Source organism: Duganella phyllosphaerae, assembly GCF_001758785.1.
In the GTDB taxonomy this organism is placed as follows: domain Bacteria; phylum Pseudomonadota; class Gammaproteobacteria; order Burkholderiales; family Burkholderiaceae_D; genus Rugamonas; species Rugamonas phyllosphaerae.
The window spans coordinates 163039-181827 of sequence record NZ_LROM01000093.1; the positions used below are offsets into that span (position 1 = coordinate 163039).

Here is an 18789-nt window from a genome sequence, read left to right on the forward strand (position 1 = left end):
TCGAATCAAATATTGCGTTGGTCGCGGATAGTTCCTCAATTGCACGACTTAAAGCTTGGGTACTACTCTTTACTTCAGTAAAATGGGCGCTACAAAAACGCCGGAATTCTTGCCAGATCCTGAGCCATCCTGGCAGCCGGCTGCAGTGTTAAACGCCTACTCTCACGCCACTGCCGACGTAATTGACGGAATCATAACAGTTGCAGACCTCCATACCGGGTGCCGAGAAAGCTGTTGCGAGAGGAAGAAAACGCGTTTTAATAGACCCGACCCTCACACTCATTAGTGCAGTTGCTTCAAAACATTCTTTTATATAATGACCAATTATTCAAGTCCTATTGCCAATTCTTTGCAGAAGCATCATAAAAAATATCGCCCCGACATTGATGGACTTCGTGCGGTGGCCGTATTGTGTGTAGTTATATTTCACGGCTTTCCTTCCTTGCTACCAGGGGGATTTGTTGGCGTAGACATATTTTTTGTCATGTCCGGCTTTTTGATTTCCACCATACTGTTTGAATCCTTGATCGCCAATAAGTTCAGTTTTTTTGGATTTTATTTGCGTCGTGCGAAACGAATTTTCCCCTCGCTCATCGTAATACTCGTGGTTTGCTACATCGTTGGATGGAATGTCCTGTTCCCCAGTGAACTGCGCGGTTTGAGCAAACACATTTTTGGCGGAGCGATCTTTCTGTCGAACTTTGTCTCCTTCCTGGAAAATGGTTACTTTGATATATCTGCCGATTTCAAGCCGCTGCTGCACCTCTGGTCGCTGGGCATCGAAGAACAGTTTTATATCATCTGGCCACTCGTTCTCTGGCTTGCATGGAAGAAAAAATCAATCATCAAGATAGTGATCATCGCAGCAATTGTCATTTCATTTGCGCTGAACATTATTACAGTGAATACCAATTCGAATGCCGCTTTCTACCTGCCGCACATGCGTTTCTGGGAATTGTTGATAGGTTCGCTGTTAGCCTATCTGACAATTTTTGAAAAAGAACAGACTGCCAGGTTTACTGCTAAATACGCTCACCAGTTATCGGTAGCGGGCGCCGCTTTGCTGATTGCGGCACTGTTGCTCATTTCCAAAGACGATGCATTTCCCGGCTGGTGGGCATTGTTACCTACCCTTGCCACCGCAGCGCTAATCATGGCTGGTCCGCGAGCCTGGGTTAACCAGCACATTTTGTCCCGCTCCCTCATGATCTGGTTTGGACTGATCAGTTTCCCGTTGTACTTGTGGCACTGGCCCCTGCTGTCCTTTGCTCGCATATTATTTGGCGATCATGTGACGCCACAAATAATTGGCACCATGATGGTGTTGTCGGTAGCGCTGGCATGGTTGACCTACAGGTTTGTGGAAACGCCTATCCGGTTCGGCAAATCCGAACACAAATCTTATTATTCGCTGACGGCCATCCTCGCTGTCATTGGCGTCGTTGGACTGTTTTCCTTCAAACAGGAAGGTAAAAGCGGCTTACCCAGGGAATTCCTGAAAAGCAACCAAGTAAGTATTTCTGCGTACGATGGCGGCGACTTGGGGAATACTACGGCCGGCTGCGGTCCCAATAAAAAAGAGCTCGACGCGACATTCTCCGTCTGTACCAAAGACAAGCGCGCAGAGCCGAAGTATGTACTGCTTGGCGACAGCAAGGCACTCGCGTTATTCCCCGGACTGGTCAGAACCTCCGGTGCAAACGGCCGTTGGGCGCTGGTAGGCGGCAATGGCATACAAGGCCCGGTAGCGCCGATTTTATCTGACGAAAAAATGTTTGCGGTCTATCAAAAAAGCGCCCGGGCAGCGATCGATAAAGTATTGGCCAATCCCGGTTTCGAAAAAATCGTTATTGTCGCCGCGACTCGCGGAATTTTCTCGTTGAACAACGTATATTCCATCGAAGACCTCGAATCAAACAAAAACTACGACGTGGCACTGGCTGGAGTGAAGAATTTTACAAAACAGCTGCTACGTGCTGGCAAGCCGGTGATTTTCGTAATCGATAATCCTACCTTCAAGGATCCCGACCAATGCATGCCTAGAAAACTGCGCCCGGAAATGCTGGATCAATTGGTGAATGGCGCACACCGGCAGGAGTGTCGCATCAAGATTACCGACCAGTTGAGATTATCGAAGAAATACCGTGACTTACTGGAACAGGTCAGGTTGCTGGATCCGGCACTGATCAGCGTCCTGGATACGACCGATACGCTTTGCGATACCGCAACCGGATATTGCTCAATGACGAAGAATGGTCGACTGGTGTATGGCTACACCGACCATGTGTCGGATTTTGGTGCAGGATTGGTAGGGAAAACGCTCAATGCCTATGTGAAAAGGCATTAGCGTTGATGGAGAGGTTGCCGCCAGTGCGGCAACCTGCGGGGAACACGTCAGACTGGCGCCGGATCGGCCAGCATCCAGGCCAGCGTATCGCGCAATGCGATGTCGTCGGCTTGCCCCACGGCGGCGATCAGCTTAGCACGGTCGCCCAGCAGGGTCTTGACTTCGTTGGCACGTACAAAAGCAGGATTGACCCGCACCTCGAACGGATGGCCACTCAACTCGCGTACCATGCCGAGCACTTCATCGAGGGTGTACGCCAGGCCGGAACAAACGTTAAATGTCGCGCCGCGTGCCGACGGTTGGTCCAGCAGGCGCCGGTAATATTGGACCACCATGCGCACGTCGGAAAAATCGCGTGCTACATGCAAATTGCCCAGCTCGATCAACGGGGCGCCACGCCTGACATGGTTGACAATCTTGGGCAATAAAAAGCTCTCGGCCTGCCCCCGGCCCGTGTAATTGAACGGCCGCACAATCGTCAAAGGCAGACGCTGCTGGTACAAGCTGGCCATGTATTCCATGCTCAGCTTGCTGACAGCGTAATCGTTGGCGGGTGCGCCCGGTGCCGTTTCGGCCAGCATGCCGCCGGCCGCGTTACCGTACACGTTGGCGCTACTGGCCAGCAGCACGGCGCCCGGCGGCGTCGCGGTGCGGCTCAATGCCTCGAGCAGATTACGCGAACCGATCAGATTGGTGCGATAGATGGCGTCAACATCGCCATGCCCCACAAAGGCAATAGCTGCCAGGTGGGCGACCATGTCGGGCCGCACCACGTCGACGACCTGCGCCAGCCCGGCAGCATCGTTCAGGTCGCAGGCATGCACAGCCACCACACCGGGAATCGGCTCGGCTTGCGGCATGTGCGCCAGGCCGAATACCTCGTAACCTGCAGCGGCAAGTTCGGCCGCCAGATAGCGGCCGGTGAATCCCTGCACGCCGGTGATCAAAACGCGCCTCGCCATGATCAGAACGAGAAGCCGGCCTGGTTACGACAGATATCTGCTTCGACCATCATCTGGCACAATTGCTCTAGCGTGGTTTTCGGCTCCCAGCTCAGTTCCTTGCGCGCCTTTTCAGGATTGCCAATCAACAGCTCAACTTCTGCGGGACGGTAGAATTTAGGATTCACGCGTACCAGGGTTTTACCGCTCTTGGCATCGACGGCGATTTCATTTTCCGCTGCGCCGCTCCAGACCAGCTCGAAACCGGCAGCCTTGCCCGCCATGGTGACAAAGTCGCGCACGGTTTCGGTACGGTTGGTGGCCAGCACGTAGGTGTCGGGTTTGTCAGCTTGCAGCATGCGCCACATGCCCTCAACGTACTCCTTGGCAAAACCCCAGTCACGTTTTGCATCCATATTGCCGAGTTCCAGCACATCGAGCAGGCCCAGCTTGATCTTCGCCATGCTGTCGGTAATCTTACGCGTCACAAACTCGCGTCCGCGGAGTGGCGACTCGTGGTTGAACAAAATTCCGCTGGCCCCAAAAATATTGTACGACTCGCGGTAGTTGATGGTCATCCAGTGGGCATACAGCTTGGCAACACCGTACGGGCTGCGCGGGTAGAACGGCGTATCTTCGATTTGCGGAATAGCTTGCACCTTGCCGAACATTTCCGACGTGCTGGCCTGGTAGAAACGCACTGCCGGGTTGACGATACGAATCGCCTCGAGCAGGTTGACCGGGCCCAGGCCGGTAATTTCAGCGGTAGTTACGGGCTGGTCGAAGGACACGCCCACGAAGCTTTGCGCCGCGAGGTTGTACACCTCCGTCGCACCGGTGGTTTGCAACAACCGGATACTGGCGCTCAGGTCGGTCAGATCATACTCGACCAACTCCAGATTTGGATGATGGGCGATCCCCAACTCTTCAATACGCCAGAAGTTGACGGAACTGGTGCGGCGATAGGTGCCAAAGACTTTGTAGCCTTTTTCCAGTAGTAACTCCGCCAGATAGGCGCCATCTTGTCCAGTAATACCAGTGATAATTGCAATTTTCATACCGTAAAATCCGAAATGGTTAACTAAAAAAATATTGATAAACGTAATATATCATTTTTTTTGGCTCTTCACACAGGTCATGACCCATAGCCAAACTGCTGTGCATGCTTCACTTTATTCAAGAATACCGGATTTTATTTAGCTCCCGCCTGCCTCGGCATTATTAATAAAGCGGCAGGCACATTACTCGAAACTTTCAATCAGCGCTCTTTAACTGGCAACTCGATATCTTCCGGGACCGCAGCAGGTAAAATCGGCGCATTAGCGGGCGGTGCTAACATGAAACGCCATTTTTCGTCCTGAATAAATATTGACAAGGTATAAACACACCAATATACCGGCCAAAACAAAACATTCGAATTAAAACATAACAAGTTGAACGAACTCATGTAAATGAGCGATGTCTTGGACTTTCTAAGCAGCAACCATTGGAAGAAGATGAACGCCAGGAAGCCAACTACGCCAAAATGCAGTAGCAAGTAAGCCAGGAAACTTCTAGGGTCCTCATCGACTTTTTCCGAAACCAGCACCTCGCTGAAACGCGCCAGATAGTTATTCTGAACGATAGCATCCGTATAGGACGGGACGCCGAACGCTGCCGCCCAGAGATCGCCCGTTATATTTTCTGCCACCACTTTGTAGGGTAGTGCACGTGCCAGCACGGATACATCGAAATCTCCCGCCTCCAGATCGACAAACACGAACAGGAAAATTGGAAGGAGAAACGAAAAAAAGTAAATCACTCCAAACATGAATCCGTTCATGTATTTTTTTATGGCCATCAGGCCAAAAAACACGAACAGGAAAACAAACGTATTGCGTGATCCCGTAGCAAGCAGGCCCAAGCAAATAGCAATCAGCCAGCGTTTTTTAACCTTGAAACTCGTCGCGCATAACAGCGAGAAACCGAGGAAAATCGCCAGATAGGCCGGTTCATAAGCGAACGACTGAACCCGTATCAATCCATCACGGATGATACTTAGATGCCAGGCACTTTCATTCCATAAATTAACCGGAAGGTTCACGCCGGTACTATCGCGCGGAAGCCCGGAAAAAACAATCAAATACTGATAAAGGCCATAAATCAGAAGCAAGCCGGTGGCAATAAAATACCAGCGAAAAAAGATTTTCGCTTCATATTTAAGGATAAAATAAATTGAAACCACCATCATGCCGGTGGCGATCAATTTCGCCGAGTCGATGATACCATCCGACTCAAAAAAAAGAGCATATTTAAAAACAGAAATCAGCAGCAAACTGATGATCGGTCCTAGGTATAAGAAACTCGGGATCGATTTATATTTATAACCAACGCAATAGATAAAATAGGCATTTAACAGAATTGTCATTATTGGTATGAAAACAGACCCAATATTAACCGTATTCAGTATCATCAACGGCAAAAACAATGCTATTAATTTAACCATCATGGAAATATTTCCGTATGCGCGTTCGCAGCATCGTTCGTCAATTGGCGATAGGCTGACGTAACATCGAGCGACATTTTTTTAAATGTCGCCATGTCGCCCATCATCTGGTCCAGATGATTGTAAATGACTTCCTTACTTTGTTTGTCGATATTCATGACCACACTTTCCAGTCCCGAGCCATCACATGCATTGTTGTTCGCCAAAATTGGCAGCCCGGCGGATGCCCCCTCCAGGGTCTTTAATTTGACCCCCGCAGGATTCATCGAAAATGAGCAAAATACTTTTGCATCCTCGATCAACTGCTCTTTTTGCTCGTGCGGGATATTAAACAGCACCTCGACATTCTTTGCATCAAAAGCCGAAAACGGATTCACACCGGATTTGTTTTTACCCGCAATCAGCAGCTTGCAATCAGGATGCAAGGCTAACCACTCTTTCAAATAGGCATACAGCTTTTCAACCGCAGCGACATTATCAGAGAGTTCGAGATTACCGATGAACAGAAGAAGATTTTTCCTGGTAGCGAAATTGACTTCCTTTTCTGTCGCACTCAAAAATACCGGCAAAACCACCGACTTTTGAACTCGAGTACCGTAAAATTTCATGTCGCGCTCGGAAATAAACAGCAAACCGTCTACCGCCTCGTCAGTTGCCAGCTTCTTCTCGAATAATTTGAACTTTATCGATTCAGTGATAAAAAACAGCTTTTTCCACAATTTTGTTTCCGCGCTTGCCATGTAGTCATAATATTCCCACTCGCAGTTTTGCATGCGTATATAGACTTTTCCGCACTGCATACCCACGTAATTCTTTATATCATTGAACGCCAGCATATTTTTGCTGTTTTCCACCAGCGCATAATCATACCGCGCGAGAAGCTGGCGTTTGAAAACCTCAAGGTCACTCAGTGCGATAGATCTGATGGTCATCGCAACCGGATACCATATCATCTTGAACGAAAGCTGAGGGCGATATTTAACCGCCACATGGACATCGACCAGTTTGAACTGCTCCGATGCTTCAAACTCCCTCAGGCGCGAATCGTCACGGTACAGGCTAACCAAATGTACCACGAAGCCCATGCTTTTCAGATAAACTACACGCTTCCAGATATCGAGCGCGCCTCCATAATTATCAGGAAACGGTACATCGGGACTGATTACCAATACGCTTTTACTGTTTTTCATACATCTTTACATTTCTCAAGTGCCAAAATTTGGCGCATCCCGGCTTCGTAAGATTCACGACCAGCAATGCATACAGGCCCTCAATACGCCACCTCCTGGCCACGCCAGCATTGCGCCGGGACAAATTTTTGAGCCGATTACTTCAATGGCATTTTCAGGCCAGCCAGCATGGCTTTCTTAAAATTCGCGCTTTTGCTCGTGTTCGAATATTTCATATATTTGAAAAGGCGGGTAATGAGCGTGAACGCCACAGCAAAGTATTTCACGAGTGGGCTATAATTTTTTCGAATGAAATATAACCTGTTGCGGTTGCTGTAAAAAATGCTGAATGGCGAGTCGTCACCACCGGTACTACTGCTGACCTTGTGCGAAATTTTCCCTTCAGCCCAATACAGCAATTTATATCCAGCCTGGTTCGAACGCCAGACAAAATCCACGTCGTCGTAGTAAACGAAATATTTTTCATCCATCACGCCAATACGCTCAAAAACCTCTTTATGCACCAGCATAAAACAGGTTGGCGCATATTCGGTATAACCGGTCCTGCTGTTTTCTGGAAGATCCCCCTGCATTTCACCGAAATGATGCACCGTACCACGCCATTTCCGGATCTCACCACCTGCGCACCAGATTAATCCATTGTCATGGAAATACATTTTGGGGGTAATTAACTTGTCGCCGCGCTGTTCGGCCAGCGACACCATATTCCCAAACAAGTTTACATCTTCAAATTCGATGTCATTATTCAGAATAAGTATATATTCACAACCTGCTTGCAATCCGAGTTCGATACCCTGATTGTTTGCTGCCGCCACGCCTACATTTTCCGTGTTCCTGATCAGCGTGACGTTGGTCATCGCGTACTTGGCGATCTCGGCTTGGGCTGCCTCGAAAGAAAGAGTGTCGAGACTATTATCAAGTATATACAACCAGTAATCGTCGAAAGTCTGCCGAGACAAGCTCTCGAAAAACCCCGGCAATACATCGGCGCTGTTGAATAGTACGGTAACCAAGCCCACTCTATTTTTCATGAAATCCAACCTCTAATTATTGAAACCACTACGCAGTAATTTTTTCAGCGGGAGACGCCAGGCTCGGCGGACCTGCTATCACGAGCTGCATGCCGCGCGCACGTCCCTGCAGCCTTCCGCGATCCGGTGTCACAGTTTCCGCTTGTTACTTGTATAGGCCACGCTTTTTCATCTCAGCGATACTGCTGTCATAGCTATCCGTCTGAACTTCTTGTTGTTCAACCCACGTAGTAAACAACTTGATACCCTGATCGAATGTTACCTTCGGGCTGAAATCAAGCAGGCGCTTGGCTTTACTTAAATCGGCATAATTATGGCGAATGTCGCCCAGGCGATAGGCGCCGGTCACCTTGATCTCCACTTCCTTGCCATAGCGCTCAGCCAGGGTATGGGCCACGGTCAGGACGTCGGTTGCCACGCCGGCGCCGATGCCGAATACCTGATTATTGGCCTCGTCCTTGATCAGGGCGGCAGTAGTAGCTTCAACGATGTCGCTGACAAACACAAAATCGCGGCTTTCCTTGCCATCTTCAAAGATGTTCAACCCATTGCCATTCTTGATGCGGGTCGAGAAAATCGAGAGTATGCCCGTATAGGGATTGCTCAACGACTGGCCGGGACCGTACACGTTTTGATAACGCAGTGCGGTCGCACCGATTCCCAGCGAAGCGCACACCGTCATGACCATCTGCTCTTGATTTTGCTTGGTAATGCCATAAACCGACGATGGATGGATTTTCGAATCTTCATCGGTAGCAAGCAAGGTCAGCGGTTCGCCAGTCTGCGGGCACAACGGCTCGAACCGACCGGCCTGCATGTCTTCATCCTTGCGTGCACCCGGGTAAATGATACCCAGGGCCTGCGAGTGATATTTGCCCTCGCCGTAGATCGAACGGGATGATGCCACTACCACTTTTTTCACCTGATAGCTACCGTTCGCCAACAGATCCAGCATGAGGGCAGTGCCGCCAATATTGACGTCGACATAGCGCTTGATTTCATACATCGACTGACCAGTGCCGGTCTCTGCCGCCAAGTGAACAATCGCGTCCTGACCTGGCAATACTTTTTCCCATGCCGCGCTGTCGGTAACCGATCCCAAAACGAAGTTGGTCACATCTTTGATACTGCGGTATAGCGGCGAAGTTTCCGCTGGATTTTCGCCATGAATCTGCTGCGATAAATTATCGAGAATCGTCACTTCATGACCGATTTTCTGTAAATGCAGTGCCAGGTTAGAACCGATAAATCCCGCACCGCCAGTAATCAATACTTTCATAATTTTTTCCAATCTTTTAATTCGAAACAATATTTTTTCAAAACTTTTGCCGGAGTTCCTGCTGCCACCGAGAACTCGGGAATATCATGGTTCACAACTGAATGTGCGCCGATGACAGAATTTCTGCCTATTTTCACGTTCGGCATAATAATGGCGCCGAAGCCAATGAACACGTTATCGCCAATTTCAACATAATTTCCATCACATTGAATTCTGGATCCAATTTTACTTTTATCATCAACATCTTCATGTGGATGATTAACATCAACTATTGCTACGCCACCTGTAATCGAAACATTATCGCCTATCGTTACTCTGGAGCCGCAAATGATATGTACATTTTGTTCGATATTGACATTGTGCCCTATCGTCAGCCGCGGCACCGACTTCGAATGGCCGGTTATTACTTCGAGACGCACACCGTTACGAATTGAGACGAAATCTTTAACAAAAATATGCTGAGGATGGGATATGAACAACGGCTTATAAATTGCAGACTTTTTCCCCATCGAACCAAAGAATAGCCCATAAAAAAACCTAGCTTTCAGCCTGACCAGATACGAACCGATAGAGTTAAAAATATCGTACAGCGATTTATTTTTTATTTTTATTAAAATTCTCATAAAACCCCATTCAAACGAAGCTCGTTAGTTGTCCGATCATATTACTCAGTATTACCACGTCTGCCTGCTCTCCTGCAGACTGCGGTGTGAAATATGCGACTACCGCTGAACTCTGATCCAGTCTTTTCGTTCCTCGCAGTATGTCTTAATCAACTTCGCCGGGCTACCTGCAATCATCGAAAAATCCGGGAAAGATCGCGTTACTACGGAATTTATTCCTACTACACAATTCTTTCCCAGAGAAATTCCGGGCATTATTGACACGCCGTATCCTATGAATGTATTCTTACCAATATGTATAGGACCTTTTGACTCCAGATCCTGTTCCATGATAAAACCTGCATCCGGGGCAAAGCCATGCGCTGAATCCGACATGTAGATGTACTCGCTCAGGACACAACCGTTCTCAATCGTTATCGCATCAACGCAAAAAATCTGGCAGTATCTGCCGATGTACACATTATTTCCGACACTGATGCGGGGTGTAAATTTTTGCTTCCCATGCGACGTGATTGGTTCCATCACCAGCGATTTTCCGATGTGACAATCGTTACCAATCTCAATTAAATGTGCATTCTTTATTTCTCTAGGCAGCAATACATAGCTGTCCGCCCCCAGCTTACCCAAACGCGGGCGATACAACATTGTTTTGATAATTTTTTTTATTAGTTTCATCATCTGATATTACCCGTGAAAAATCCAAAACAATGCTGCCAGAACAATTACAGGAACAAAAATTATTCTATTGAAAAAGTAAGCCCTGGAAACTGACAACGCTGGAGTTTTACCTGCCACAAAAATCACGACACTGAGAACACCTGCTATCGACCCAATCAATGTGCCATAAATGACACCAATCACGCCGAATTTCGGCGCCAGTATCAGACTGAATGTCAGGTTGAATGCCCCTTCAATGATCGCCGGCATGAAGGCTTTTTTATGCTCTGAAATCGACACAAGCAGCAGGGAAAAAGGCATTAATAAATTTCTCAACGCATGCGCAAACAACATTACTGCAAGTAATTCGTACACACCGTCCACATAGCTGGCATCGAGCCATAAAGCCAGCAGCGGTTTGCCTAAAAATAAAAAGATAACAAGGGTGACGATCAAAAACGCCGCGCATCCGGCGCTCGACAATGTAAGCAATTTCGGTAACTGCGCTCTTTTATCTATGTTGGCATACGAAGCGGACCCGATCGCCACCAGCGGGCTGAGAACTGCCTGCGTTACCCCCACCAGGATGGCTATCGCAGTAATCGCCAGCGAATATGAGGCGACTTTATCAAAATCATAGTGCCCCGCAATCACGAGGTCGATGCCATTTACGAACAGCATTGCGACGCTCCATATCGCAAGGCTTGCGCAATAACGGAATAATTCCCGGCATCTGGCCCAATCGATCGGTCCCAGATGCGAGATAAAAGGGCCGGCCCAACGCTTGGTATAAAAATAGCTAATGGGCAAAATCATCAGGCCGCATCCGGCAAGAACTATGGACAAGTTGACCAGCGAACCGCCATTACTCAGCACCAGCCAGATGCCTATCAAACTTGAAATTCGAACAAACAGCAGTCCGGAAACCGGGATAATGTTTTTTTGCAGACCAAGAAAAACACCGGAGGGCACCAGCGCAAATAATTGCAAGGAAGCCGAGATACCCAGTATGACGATGCATAACCGAAACTCACCCATCAGCTCGGCAGGAACATCATTGAAAAACAGCGGGTAAAACAGCGCCAGCAACCCAACAGCTACCAGGGCCATCGCGGTAAAGCTACTGACCAGAACCAATCCGGCCTTGATCGTTTTACGCTGGTCGCCCTTATCCTGCAGTTCGTTACCATGTGCTATGTATTTTGTCATGGCTGTTTGCAATCCAAAACCAAATAATTGCAAATAAATCAGAACCTGGAGCGCGAGGCTCCACACCGAAAATTCCAGCTTCCCTAAATGCCTTACGACCAAAGCGGGCAACAACAGGTTAAACAGCGCTGTTCCGGCACCCCCCAATACGTTTGCGACCGCATTCTTTATAAATAAGTTACGTATTGAGCTAATTGCCATAAAAACCAGATATTTAAACGATGAGGAAAGCGGCGTGTCGTGTCACTTGCATAAGAGGCAGGGTCAATGCGTGCCCATAGCTTGCGCATTGATTCTGCTGGCGGCGATAACGCTAGCGCTTCCACGCACTTTTCAGGCGATTCCAGCGCGCGCGGCTCGCCGGATCGTCCGCCGGATGCAGATATGCATCGCGCGCCATGGCACCAAGAACGCCAAGAAGTCCCCCAGCAAGGAAGCCAATCATGACAAAGACCGACAGTTTCGGCTTCATTTTCTTTTCAGCCGGAACTGCCCGATCAAGTGACTGGATCGTGGATGAATCCCGGGCCTCATCGATTTTTGCAAGTTCAAATTGCTTTGCAAGTAACTCGAAAATCGTTTCGTAATATTTGACGTCGCGCACGCTACGAATATATTCCAGGCCGACTTCCGGAAGCTTTCCGGTAGGCACCATCAAATCACCTTCACGCGTTTTACCCTGTTGCAGCTTGCTGAGTTGCCCGTTCAGGGCGCGTACCTCGTCCTGCAGGCGAACATATTCCGGGTTGCTTGACGTAGAAAAGCTACGCATCGATTGCAACTGCACTTCCTTTGCCGCGATCAGGCCTTGCAGTTGGGCCTCATTGGCGATTATGCCCTTGACCTGTCCTTCGAGTTGCAACAACCCGGTGGTTTGCTGCATCTTTTTCATCGCCACTTCGGCGTTCGCCAAATCATCTTTGGCAGTCAACAACTGCTTTTCAAAGAAAAGACGGCGCCGCGATGCTTCGGTAATTGCCAACCCCTTGGTCAGTTGCGCTAACTCTTCAACGTAGGCATTGGCGAGATCGGCCGCAAACTTGGGGTCATTGTCTTCGACAACAATGGAGATCAAGCCATCCTTGCCATTGAGAAATTCGCGAGCTTTTTGCAGCTTGACTCGTGCTTCATCCAAAGATTTTGCTTCGTAGCGTTCCTTGAGTTTGAAACGCGTGATCAAATTGTCAGCGATAGTACGGCTCTGCAACATACCGACGTACAAATCGTTAGGGTTTTTCAACGCACTGCTGAGACCACCTGCTGCACCTGCCAAACCACCGAGTTGGCCCAGCATGGAGGCCACGCTCGATGTCTGTTGCTGAGGTGGCAATATCGCCGCGCTGCTTTGAAAAGTCGGCTTGATCAACAGACCTACACCCAGGGCAAGACAGGCCGCCACTACAGGCGCAGCAATCACCAGCTTTTTTTGACGCGCCAGGGGAATCAGAATATCGGTGATGTGGGTGTCACCGGCGCCGCTGACTGCAGCGTATTGCGTCGTTTTATTTTCCAATTGCTCGGACATTATTTGCTTTCAAATTTATGTACTTGCCTGCCAGATTGCAAGCTGACGATAGTCAGCGCGCAACGTCCGCCTGATGACGGAATTGCGCGCTACACTCCGTTTTAATCTTTTAATACTTTCAGACCAGCAGCGCCCAAGCCAAATTGGTAGAAAATCGATGTCCACTCTTTCAGGCTTTGGGTCCATGAGGTATGCGGGATTTCCTCCGGAACGACGATGGTGTCGCCGGGATTGATCCTGGCGCTATCCACGCCGGAGAACCAGCCGGAGGTGTTATTGCTTTGGGTGGTGCCATCGGCGCGGATGACATACATCTGCGAGCGATCGGCGGTTTGGTTAGCGCCACCGGCCAGTTTCAGGTAATCTCCAACGCTACGGCTTGGACGATAGATGAACGAGTTTTGCTGGAACACGGCGCCGAGCACATCCACCGTATCAGGTTTGCGTGGAATGTAGATGCTGTCGCCATCGCGCAGCACTAACTCGGGCAGGTTCTTCACTTGCGCATCGCCGTCCTGCAACTCCAGCACGATCCGGCCTTTCGCCTTGATGTTGGCCATTCGCTGGGCTAACAGGCGCTGGCGATCGACGGCGGCGCTGATCACAGCGATCGCATCCTTGTCCGAAGTAGCAGCCATTTGCTGCGAAGCGCCAACTTCGAGATCGCGCATGTAGCGCTGTGCGACTTCATCGAGTTTTTCCTGCTGTGCTTGGCGGACAGATTCCCGCGATAACTCGGCTGCAAATACATAAGCTTTGTCGGTAACACCCAGGCGGGCCAACAATGAACGCAAGGTCTCGCCCTGCTGCAACTGGAACGCGCCAGTTTGCTTAAGTTCGCCAGAAACGCGTACGTATTCATTGCTAATCGCCGCCGTCACCGGCACGGCCGAAGGCGAAAACACGCGGATGATGTCGGTAGGATTCAGCGGCAATGCAGCCAGACCCGGATCTTGCGCTGCCTGCGCTGCACTGACTGTGGCGATCATCTTGAAGTCGTTATTGACATTTTTTTCAACGATGACTTGCTTGGTGTCGGCGGCCGAGGCAAAACCGCCGGCCCACGTGACGGCATCGGCGACCGACGCCTGGCCTTTCATTTCAAAAATGGCAGGACGCTTGACGTTACCGACCACGGCGACCAGCGGACCGACTTGCGGCACGTACACCACGTCACCATCCTGCAACGAGATATCCCGGGTTTTATCGCCTTTGAGCAGCATGTCGTACATGTCGAACGTGGTGACCACTTTGCCACCACGCTTGACTTCGATATTCCGCATCGAACCTGTGGTGTCCGGTCCGCCCGAGGTGAACAGGGCATTGAGCAAGGTGCTCATTGCGTTCAGGGTGTAGGTACCGGGACGGGTAGCATGGCCGACCACGTAAATTTGCACCGGACGCACTTGCGAAATGCTGACAGCGAGATCGAAGTTGCTGAAGTTTTTGCCCACTGCCTGTTTCAGGTAGGCCTGCAGATCACCATACTTCACGCCTGCCACGTTGACCGCACCCACGCGCGGAATATACACGGCACCGCTGCGATCAACCTTGGCGGTGACTTCGATGTTGACCATGCCCCAACCACGAATTTGCAATTCATCACCTGTGCCGATCAGGTAATTCTGATTGACCTGGTTTGCGGTCAGTGGCGCGAACGTGGATGGCACGCCTTCGAACAATTCCGAGCCATAAATGGCCAGATTCTCGCGATTGGCCGCGTTATTATTGGTAACGGTTGCGACAAAATTTTCAAATTCACCTGCTTTGCGCGCCTGGCGCGGCTGCGGGTTGCGCTGGTTCTGAGACTCCTGTTGCACTGGCGCTTGTGGTGACGCCGAAGTTGACGGGCGGCCGCTGCTAATCGATGGCAATGCCGACCCGGTCATCGCAGGCGACCCGGTCATCGCAGGCGAGGCGGTAAACGGAGACGCCAGCTCGCGCTCTTGGGTGGCACTCTGCGCCAGCGCGGAAGTCGTCATCACACTCAACATGCATGCTGAAACGATAACTTGTTTCAACATCGGCTTGGCTTTCAGAATTGGCTTTTTCATGCTGGTCTTTTGTAAAGATAAATAGTGTTTTTCGGTCGCGACTTGCGCCACGATTAATAGGATTTTTGCCAGGAAACGGCAACCGACTTCGGTCCCGGCACAATCGACAAGCCACCGCCGTGTTGTTCGCGTTGTGCCTGCCAGAGCCAGCTGCCGATCGCATAACCGATCACGCTGCCTGCCACGGTGTCGGACACCCAATGCTTGCGACCGGCCACGCGACCAGCCGAACCCAGTGCGGCCACTCCGTACAGCCAGGGAGCGTTGTATTCCTTGGCAAACGGCGTAATGGCGGCAAACGATACAGCCGCATGGCCGGAGGGAAACGCTGCATCGGAACGGGAATACCCTTCGCCAACGCGCGACCAAGGGCCGCGCTCTTCTTCCGGCCGCGCGCGGCCGACTGCATACTTGCCAACCAGCGAGACACCGGTAGCGGCGGCAATCGACTGCATGGCGATCAAGCCGGTGTTGCTCAGGCGTTCGTCGCCGAGGGCAAAAGCAGCGCCAGCAGCGCCGACCAGTGCGTACGGCAACGCGTTGCCGTAGGTGTTCAACCCGCGCAGCGCCTTTTTATCCTGGTATTTTTTCATCTGCCGGTCCACAGGCTTGTCGGCCAGGGCCGATACCAGGATCGCACCGACAGTCATGGTGACCGGGCGCACCCATTCCCGCGGCGCCGGTATGACTTCCAGCGACTGGTTGATACGCTCGCGCACCACGGGGACAGGGTTTTCAAACGGCACGTCCGGGGGATTGACGGCCGGCAGTTGCTGTTCATCCGGACGCTCGGCGAAATTGCCCAAGCCGTCGTAGGAATTCATGTCACGGCGCGGTTTTTCAACCATGTCGTACAAGTCGCCTGGCGAGGCTACCATCTGGCCAACATCTCGGGTCCACGGCGAGAGCGAGAAGCCCATGGTGTTCTGCGAATCGAGCGGCAACATGGTGCGCAGCGGGATCGACAGAAACACGCCACGGTCCTGGTAAGGCTTGCTCGGCGTACCCGGGGTGGTGATATCGTTGCCATTGGTGTGGGTGTACCATGCCCCCACTTCGATGCCGGAGTCGAAGCGCCGCTTGAATTCCATGCGCACGCCGTTATCCTTGGCCAGGAAACGACCGGCACGTGCCGTCACCGTAATACCATGAGGCATCTTGTAGTGCAGCGACGCGATGGCGGTCACGGTCTTGTAGTCGAGGCTGTCAAACAGGCGTTTGTAGCCGCGCTGTTGCAAAGCATCCACCGACAGGTCGACCGCCCACTGGCTGTTCTTGGGAAGGTAAAGCACCTGACCACCAGCGCCACGAAACATGTCTTCGTACAGGCCGACGGAACCGCGCACATACCAACGCTCGGCTGGTGTGGCGTATTTATTGAGCAGTACCCGGCTCAGGGCAAAACGGCTTTCGCCCAGATATTTTGCAACATCGGTACGCACGTGCGGCAGGTTGCTGTTCGATGGCTGCTTGACGCCGGAGACGGTTTCGATCAGCGAGACACTGGCGGCGGTGTTCAGGTACAGGCCATCGCTGAGGCGGCGATCGTAATTGGCCGCCGCCGACAACGAGTAGCGGAAAGCGCCGCTTGGATCGTTGAAGAAAAAGCCCAGCTTGGGCGCGACCTTGAAGCGGTTGCTTTCGCGGTCCACGGAAGTCAGTTGCACCACGTCGCCTTCGTGACCCATGGCCACACGGAGCTTACCGTCGGCTTCCACACCGGTCACGGTTGCCACGCCGCTTGCAGCGCGCGGCGGTACCGGGAGCGCACCAGCGACAGCCGTCGCCGCTGGAGTTGGCGCCGATGGCGGAGAAACGGTGGTGTGCACCGGCGCTTCGGTGGCCGACAGCGTCGCCGGCCCAGGTGCTACGGCTGCCATTGCTACAGTGGGTGCCTGTGCCGGCGCAGCGTTGGCAACGACGGCAGGACCGGACTCGTCGAGCAGGCCCGCCAGCCAGCCTTGCTGGTCGTCGGCGATCACGTCATCCTTGTTAGGATAACGGACCAGGACCACTTCGTTGAATGCCTTGCGATCGATTTTTCCCGCCAAGTAATCCTGCAACTTGGGCAGATCGAAGAATTCGTAGGTGGTCAGCGGCTGGTCGAGCTTGGTGTAAGTGACCTTGATCGTCGTCACGCCCGCCGGAGTGAATGCCAGTGCGGTGCGCATCGCGCGGCCAATCGACCGTCCCATATCGTAGATGCGGTTGTTGGTCAGCGTAAGGTTGAGCGTGTTACCGGTCAGCGTGACGCGAATGTTCTGGTAATCCTGAGCGGCCAGCGCCTTGATCAGGTCGGCTCCATAGCCGGCATCCTGGCGCCACTCAGTGATCGATGGTGGCGTAATCGGATGCTTGTCCTCGAAAAACGGCGGCTCGTAGATTTTGGGTACGTATTCACGCTCACCGAACGGAATGCTCACGAAGGCGTTGACGCTGAAATTGTCGCGACCGCGCGCAGCCTGCAATCCCAGCCAGCCCCAGCGATATTCGAGCCCGACGGCCGGCCCCTTGCGACGGTTGATCGCACCGGAAAGATCAGCCCGGAAGTCCTGCTTGTAATCGACCGAGTTGTACTCGGCTACGACCGACCAGTTAGGGAGCTTGACCGGGGTCCAGCGCATACCGGCGAAAGCGCCGTCCATGCGCTTGGTGCCATAGCCAACGCTCACCTCGATATTGCGGGCCGCGCCGATGGTCTTGGAGGCAACGCCGTAGTAGCTTTTGAATAGTTGCGTACCGAACACGTCACTGCTACCGATCGCGACTGCCGGCATCCAGTCACTCTCGTTCCAGAGCCGGACCTTGCCATCAATAACCTTGTCCTTGTAACGACCATAGTTCTTGCCGTAGTCCAGTTCCGATGGGGAGAAACCGAAGGGCGGAATGCCAGTGATCGACACATAACGACCAGTTACTTGCACAAACGGCAGGATGGTGGTTGTCGCCCACAATTGGCCGTAAGGACTGTCGTAACTATAACCAACACTGAAAGTCCCGTCCGCTTCTACTGCTGCGCTGGGCGTGTTGATGTAACCCGACTGACCATTGAGGCTCGGCGTGGCAGCGAGGCTGTCGTGACCCAATAGGATCAGGTATCCACACCAAGTATATTTAACAGATTTTCGTAGCGCGCTTAGCAAATCCAACTACCCAAAAAAATACGCCTAATTCGCTACTTCCCTGAGCATCAGGAGTAGAGCAAGCCAGAGGTGGAATTTAAACTGAAACAGGGACATTGCGCCCCTTTGTTTGTATGATCCAGCGACGCCGCTCCTTCGGATGACTGCGCCGTCGGCATGATACCGCACTGCGCAACTGTCATCGTGGCCGGCCTTAATTATTTACAATTTACGCAGCCAATCAGCGTGATTTTACCATCGTTAGCAAAAAGTACGCCAATTTATTGCCTTAAAGCTCTGTTTTATTGTGGAAACAGACAAACACG

Annotated in this window: 13 protein-coding genes; 1 reads left to right on the forward strand and 12 read right to left on the reverse strand. The window is 51.5% G+C overall.

All coding sequences use genetic code 11. The annotated features are described in order from the left end of the window. Positions 1-316 precede the first annotated feature (316 nt). Positions 317-2347 (forward strand): acyltransferase family protein, encoded by a 2031-nt coding sequence (locus DUPY_RS16905; protein ID WP_070249554.1) that lies wholly within the window; start codon positions 317-319, stop codon positions 2345-2347. Between the two features lie 47 nt (positions 2348-2394). Here DUPY_RS16905 and DUPY_RS16910 read toward each other — a convergent pair whose 3' ends face one another. From DUPY_RS16910 to DUPY_RS16960, 12 genes are all read right to left on the reverse strand, one after another. Then, positions 2395-3309 carry an NAD-dependent epimerase/dehydratase family protein gene (locus DUPY_RS16910; RefSeq protein WP_070249555.1) on the reverse strand — a complete coding sequence of 305 codons (915 nt, stop codon included), beginning with the start codon at positions 3307-3309 and terminating at the stop codon, positions 2395-2397. 2 nt (positions 3310-3311) lie between these two features. Further along, entirely contained in the window at positions 3312-4346 is a 1035-nt protein-coding gene (gmd, locus tag DUPY_RS16915) for a GDP-mannose 4,6-dehydratase (protein WP_070249556.1), read from the reverse strand. A 200-nt stretch (positions 4347-4546) separates the two neighbouring features. Beyond that, a complete protein-coding gene (locus DUPY_RS16920; RefSeq protein ID WP_141749580.1) occupies positions 4547-5602 on the reverse strand; it encodes a hypothetical protein in 1056 nt (351 codons plus the stop codon). Positions 5603-5772: 170 nt separating this feature from the next. Then, complete coding sequence (locus DUPY_RS16925) at positions 5773-6963, reverse strand: glycosyltransferase (RefSeq protein ID WP_084640754.1); 1191 nt, start codon at positions 6961-6963, stop codon at positions 5773-5775. A gap of 137 nt (positions 6964-7100) precedes the next feature. After that, the gene (locus DUPY_RS16930) at positions 7101-7994 is read right to left on the reverse strand and encodes a glycosyltransferase family 2 protein (protein ID WP_070249593.1); all 894 of its coding nucleotides are present in this window, start codon (positions 7992-7994) and stop codon (positions 7101-7103) included. A 145-nt stretch (positions 7995-8139) separates the two neighbouring features. Further along, positions 8140-9273 carry an NAD-dependent epimerase/dehydratase family protein gene (locus tag DUPY_RS16935; RefSeq protein ID WP_070249559.1) on the reverse strand — a complete coding sequence of 378 codons (1134 nt, stop codon included), beginning with the start codon at positions 9271-9273 and terminating at the stop codon, positions 8140-8142. Beyond that, on the reverse strand, positions 9270-9896 hold the full coding sequence (locus DUPY_RS27290) for an acyltransferase (RefSeq protein WP_208600059.1): 627 nt from the start codon (positions 9894-9896) through the stop codon (positions 9270-9272). The genes DUPY_RS16935 and DUPY_RS27290 overlap by 4 nt, the downstream gene beginning before the upstream one ends. Positions 9897-9995: 99 nt before the next feature. Further along, positions 9996-10574 (reverse strand): acyltransferase, encoded by a 579-nt coding sequence (locus tag DUPY_RS27295; RefSeq protein WP_084640756.1) that lies wholly within the window; start codon positions 10572-10574, stop codon positions 9996-9998. 6 nt (positions 10575-10580) lie between these two features. Further along, complete coding sequence (locus tag DUPY_RS16945) at positions 10581-11963, reverse strand: MATE family efflux transporter (RefSeq protein ID WP_141749581.1); 1383 nt, start codon at positions 11961-11963, stop codon at positions 10581-10583. A gap of 112 nt (positions 11964-12075) precedes the next feature. Next, on the reverse strand, positions 12076-13287 hold the full coding sequence (locus DUPY_RS16950) for a Wzz/FepE/Etk N-terminal domain-containing protein (protein ID WP_084640757.1): 1212 nt from the start codon (positions 13285-13287) through the stop codon (positions 12076-12078). 101 nt (positions 13288-13388) lie between these two features. Beyond that, entirely contained in the window at positions 13389-15341 is a 1953-nt protein-coding gene (locus DUPY_RS16955; RefSeq protein ID WP_141749582.1) for an SLBB domain-containing protein, read from the reverse strand. A gap of 53 nt (positions 15342-15394) precedes the next feature. Then, complete coding sequence (locus DUPY_RS16960) at positions 15395-18490, reverse strand: YjbH domain-containing protein (protein ID WP_307188197.1); 3096 nt, start codon at positions 18488-18490, stop codon at positions 15395-15397. Between the last annotated feature and the right edge of the window lie 299 nt (positions 18491-18789).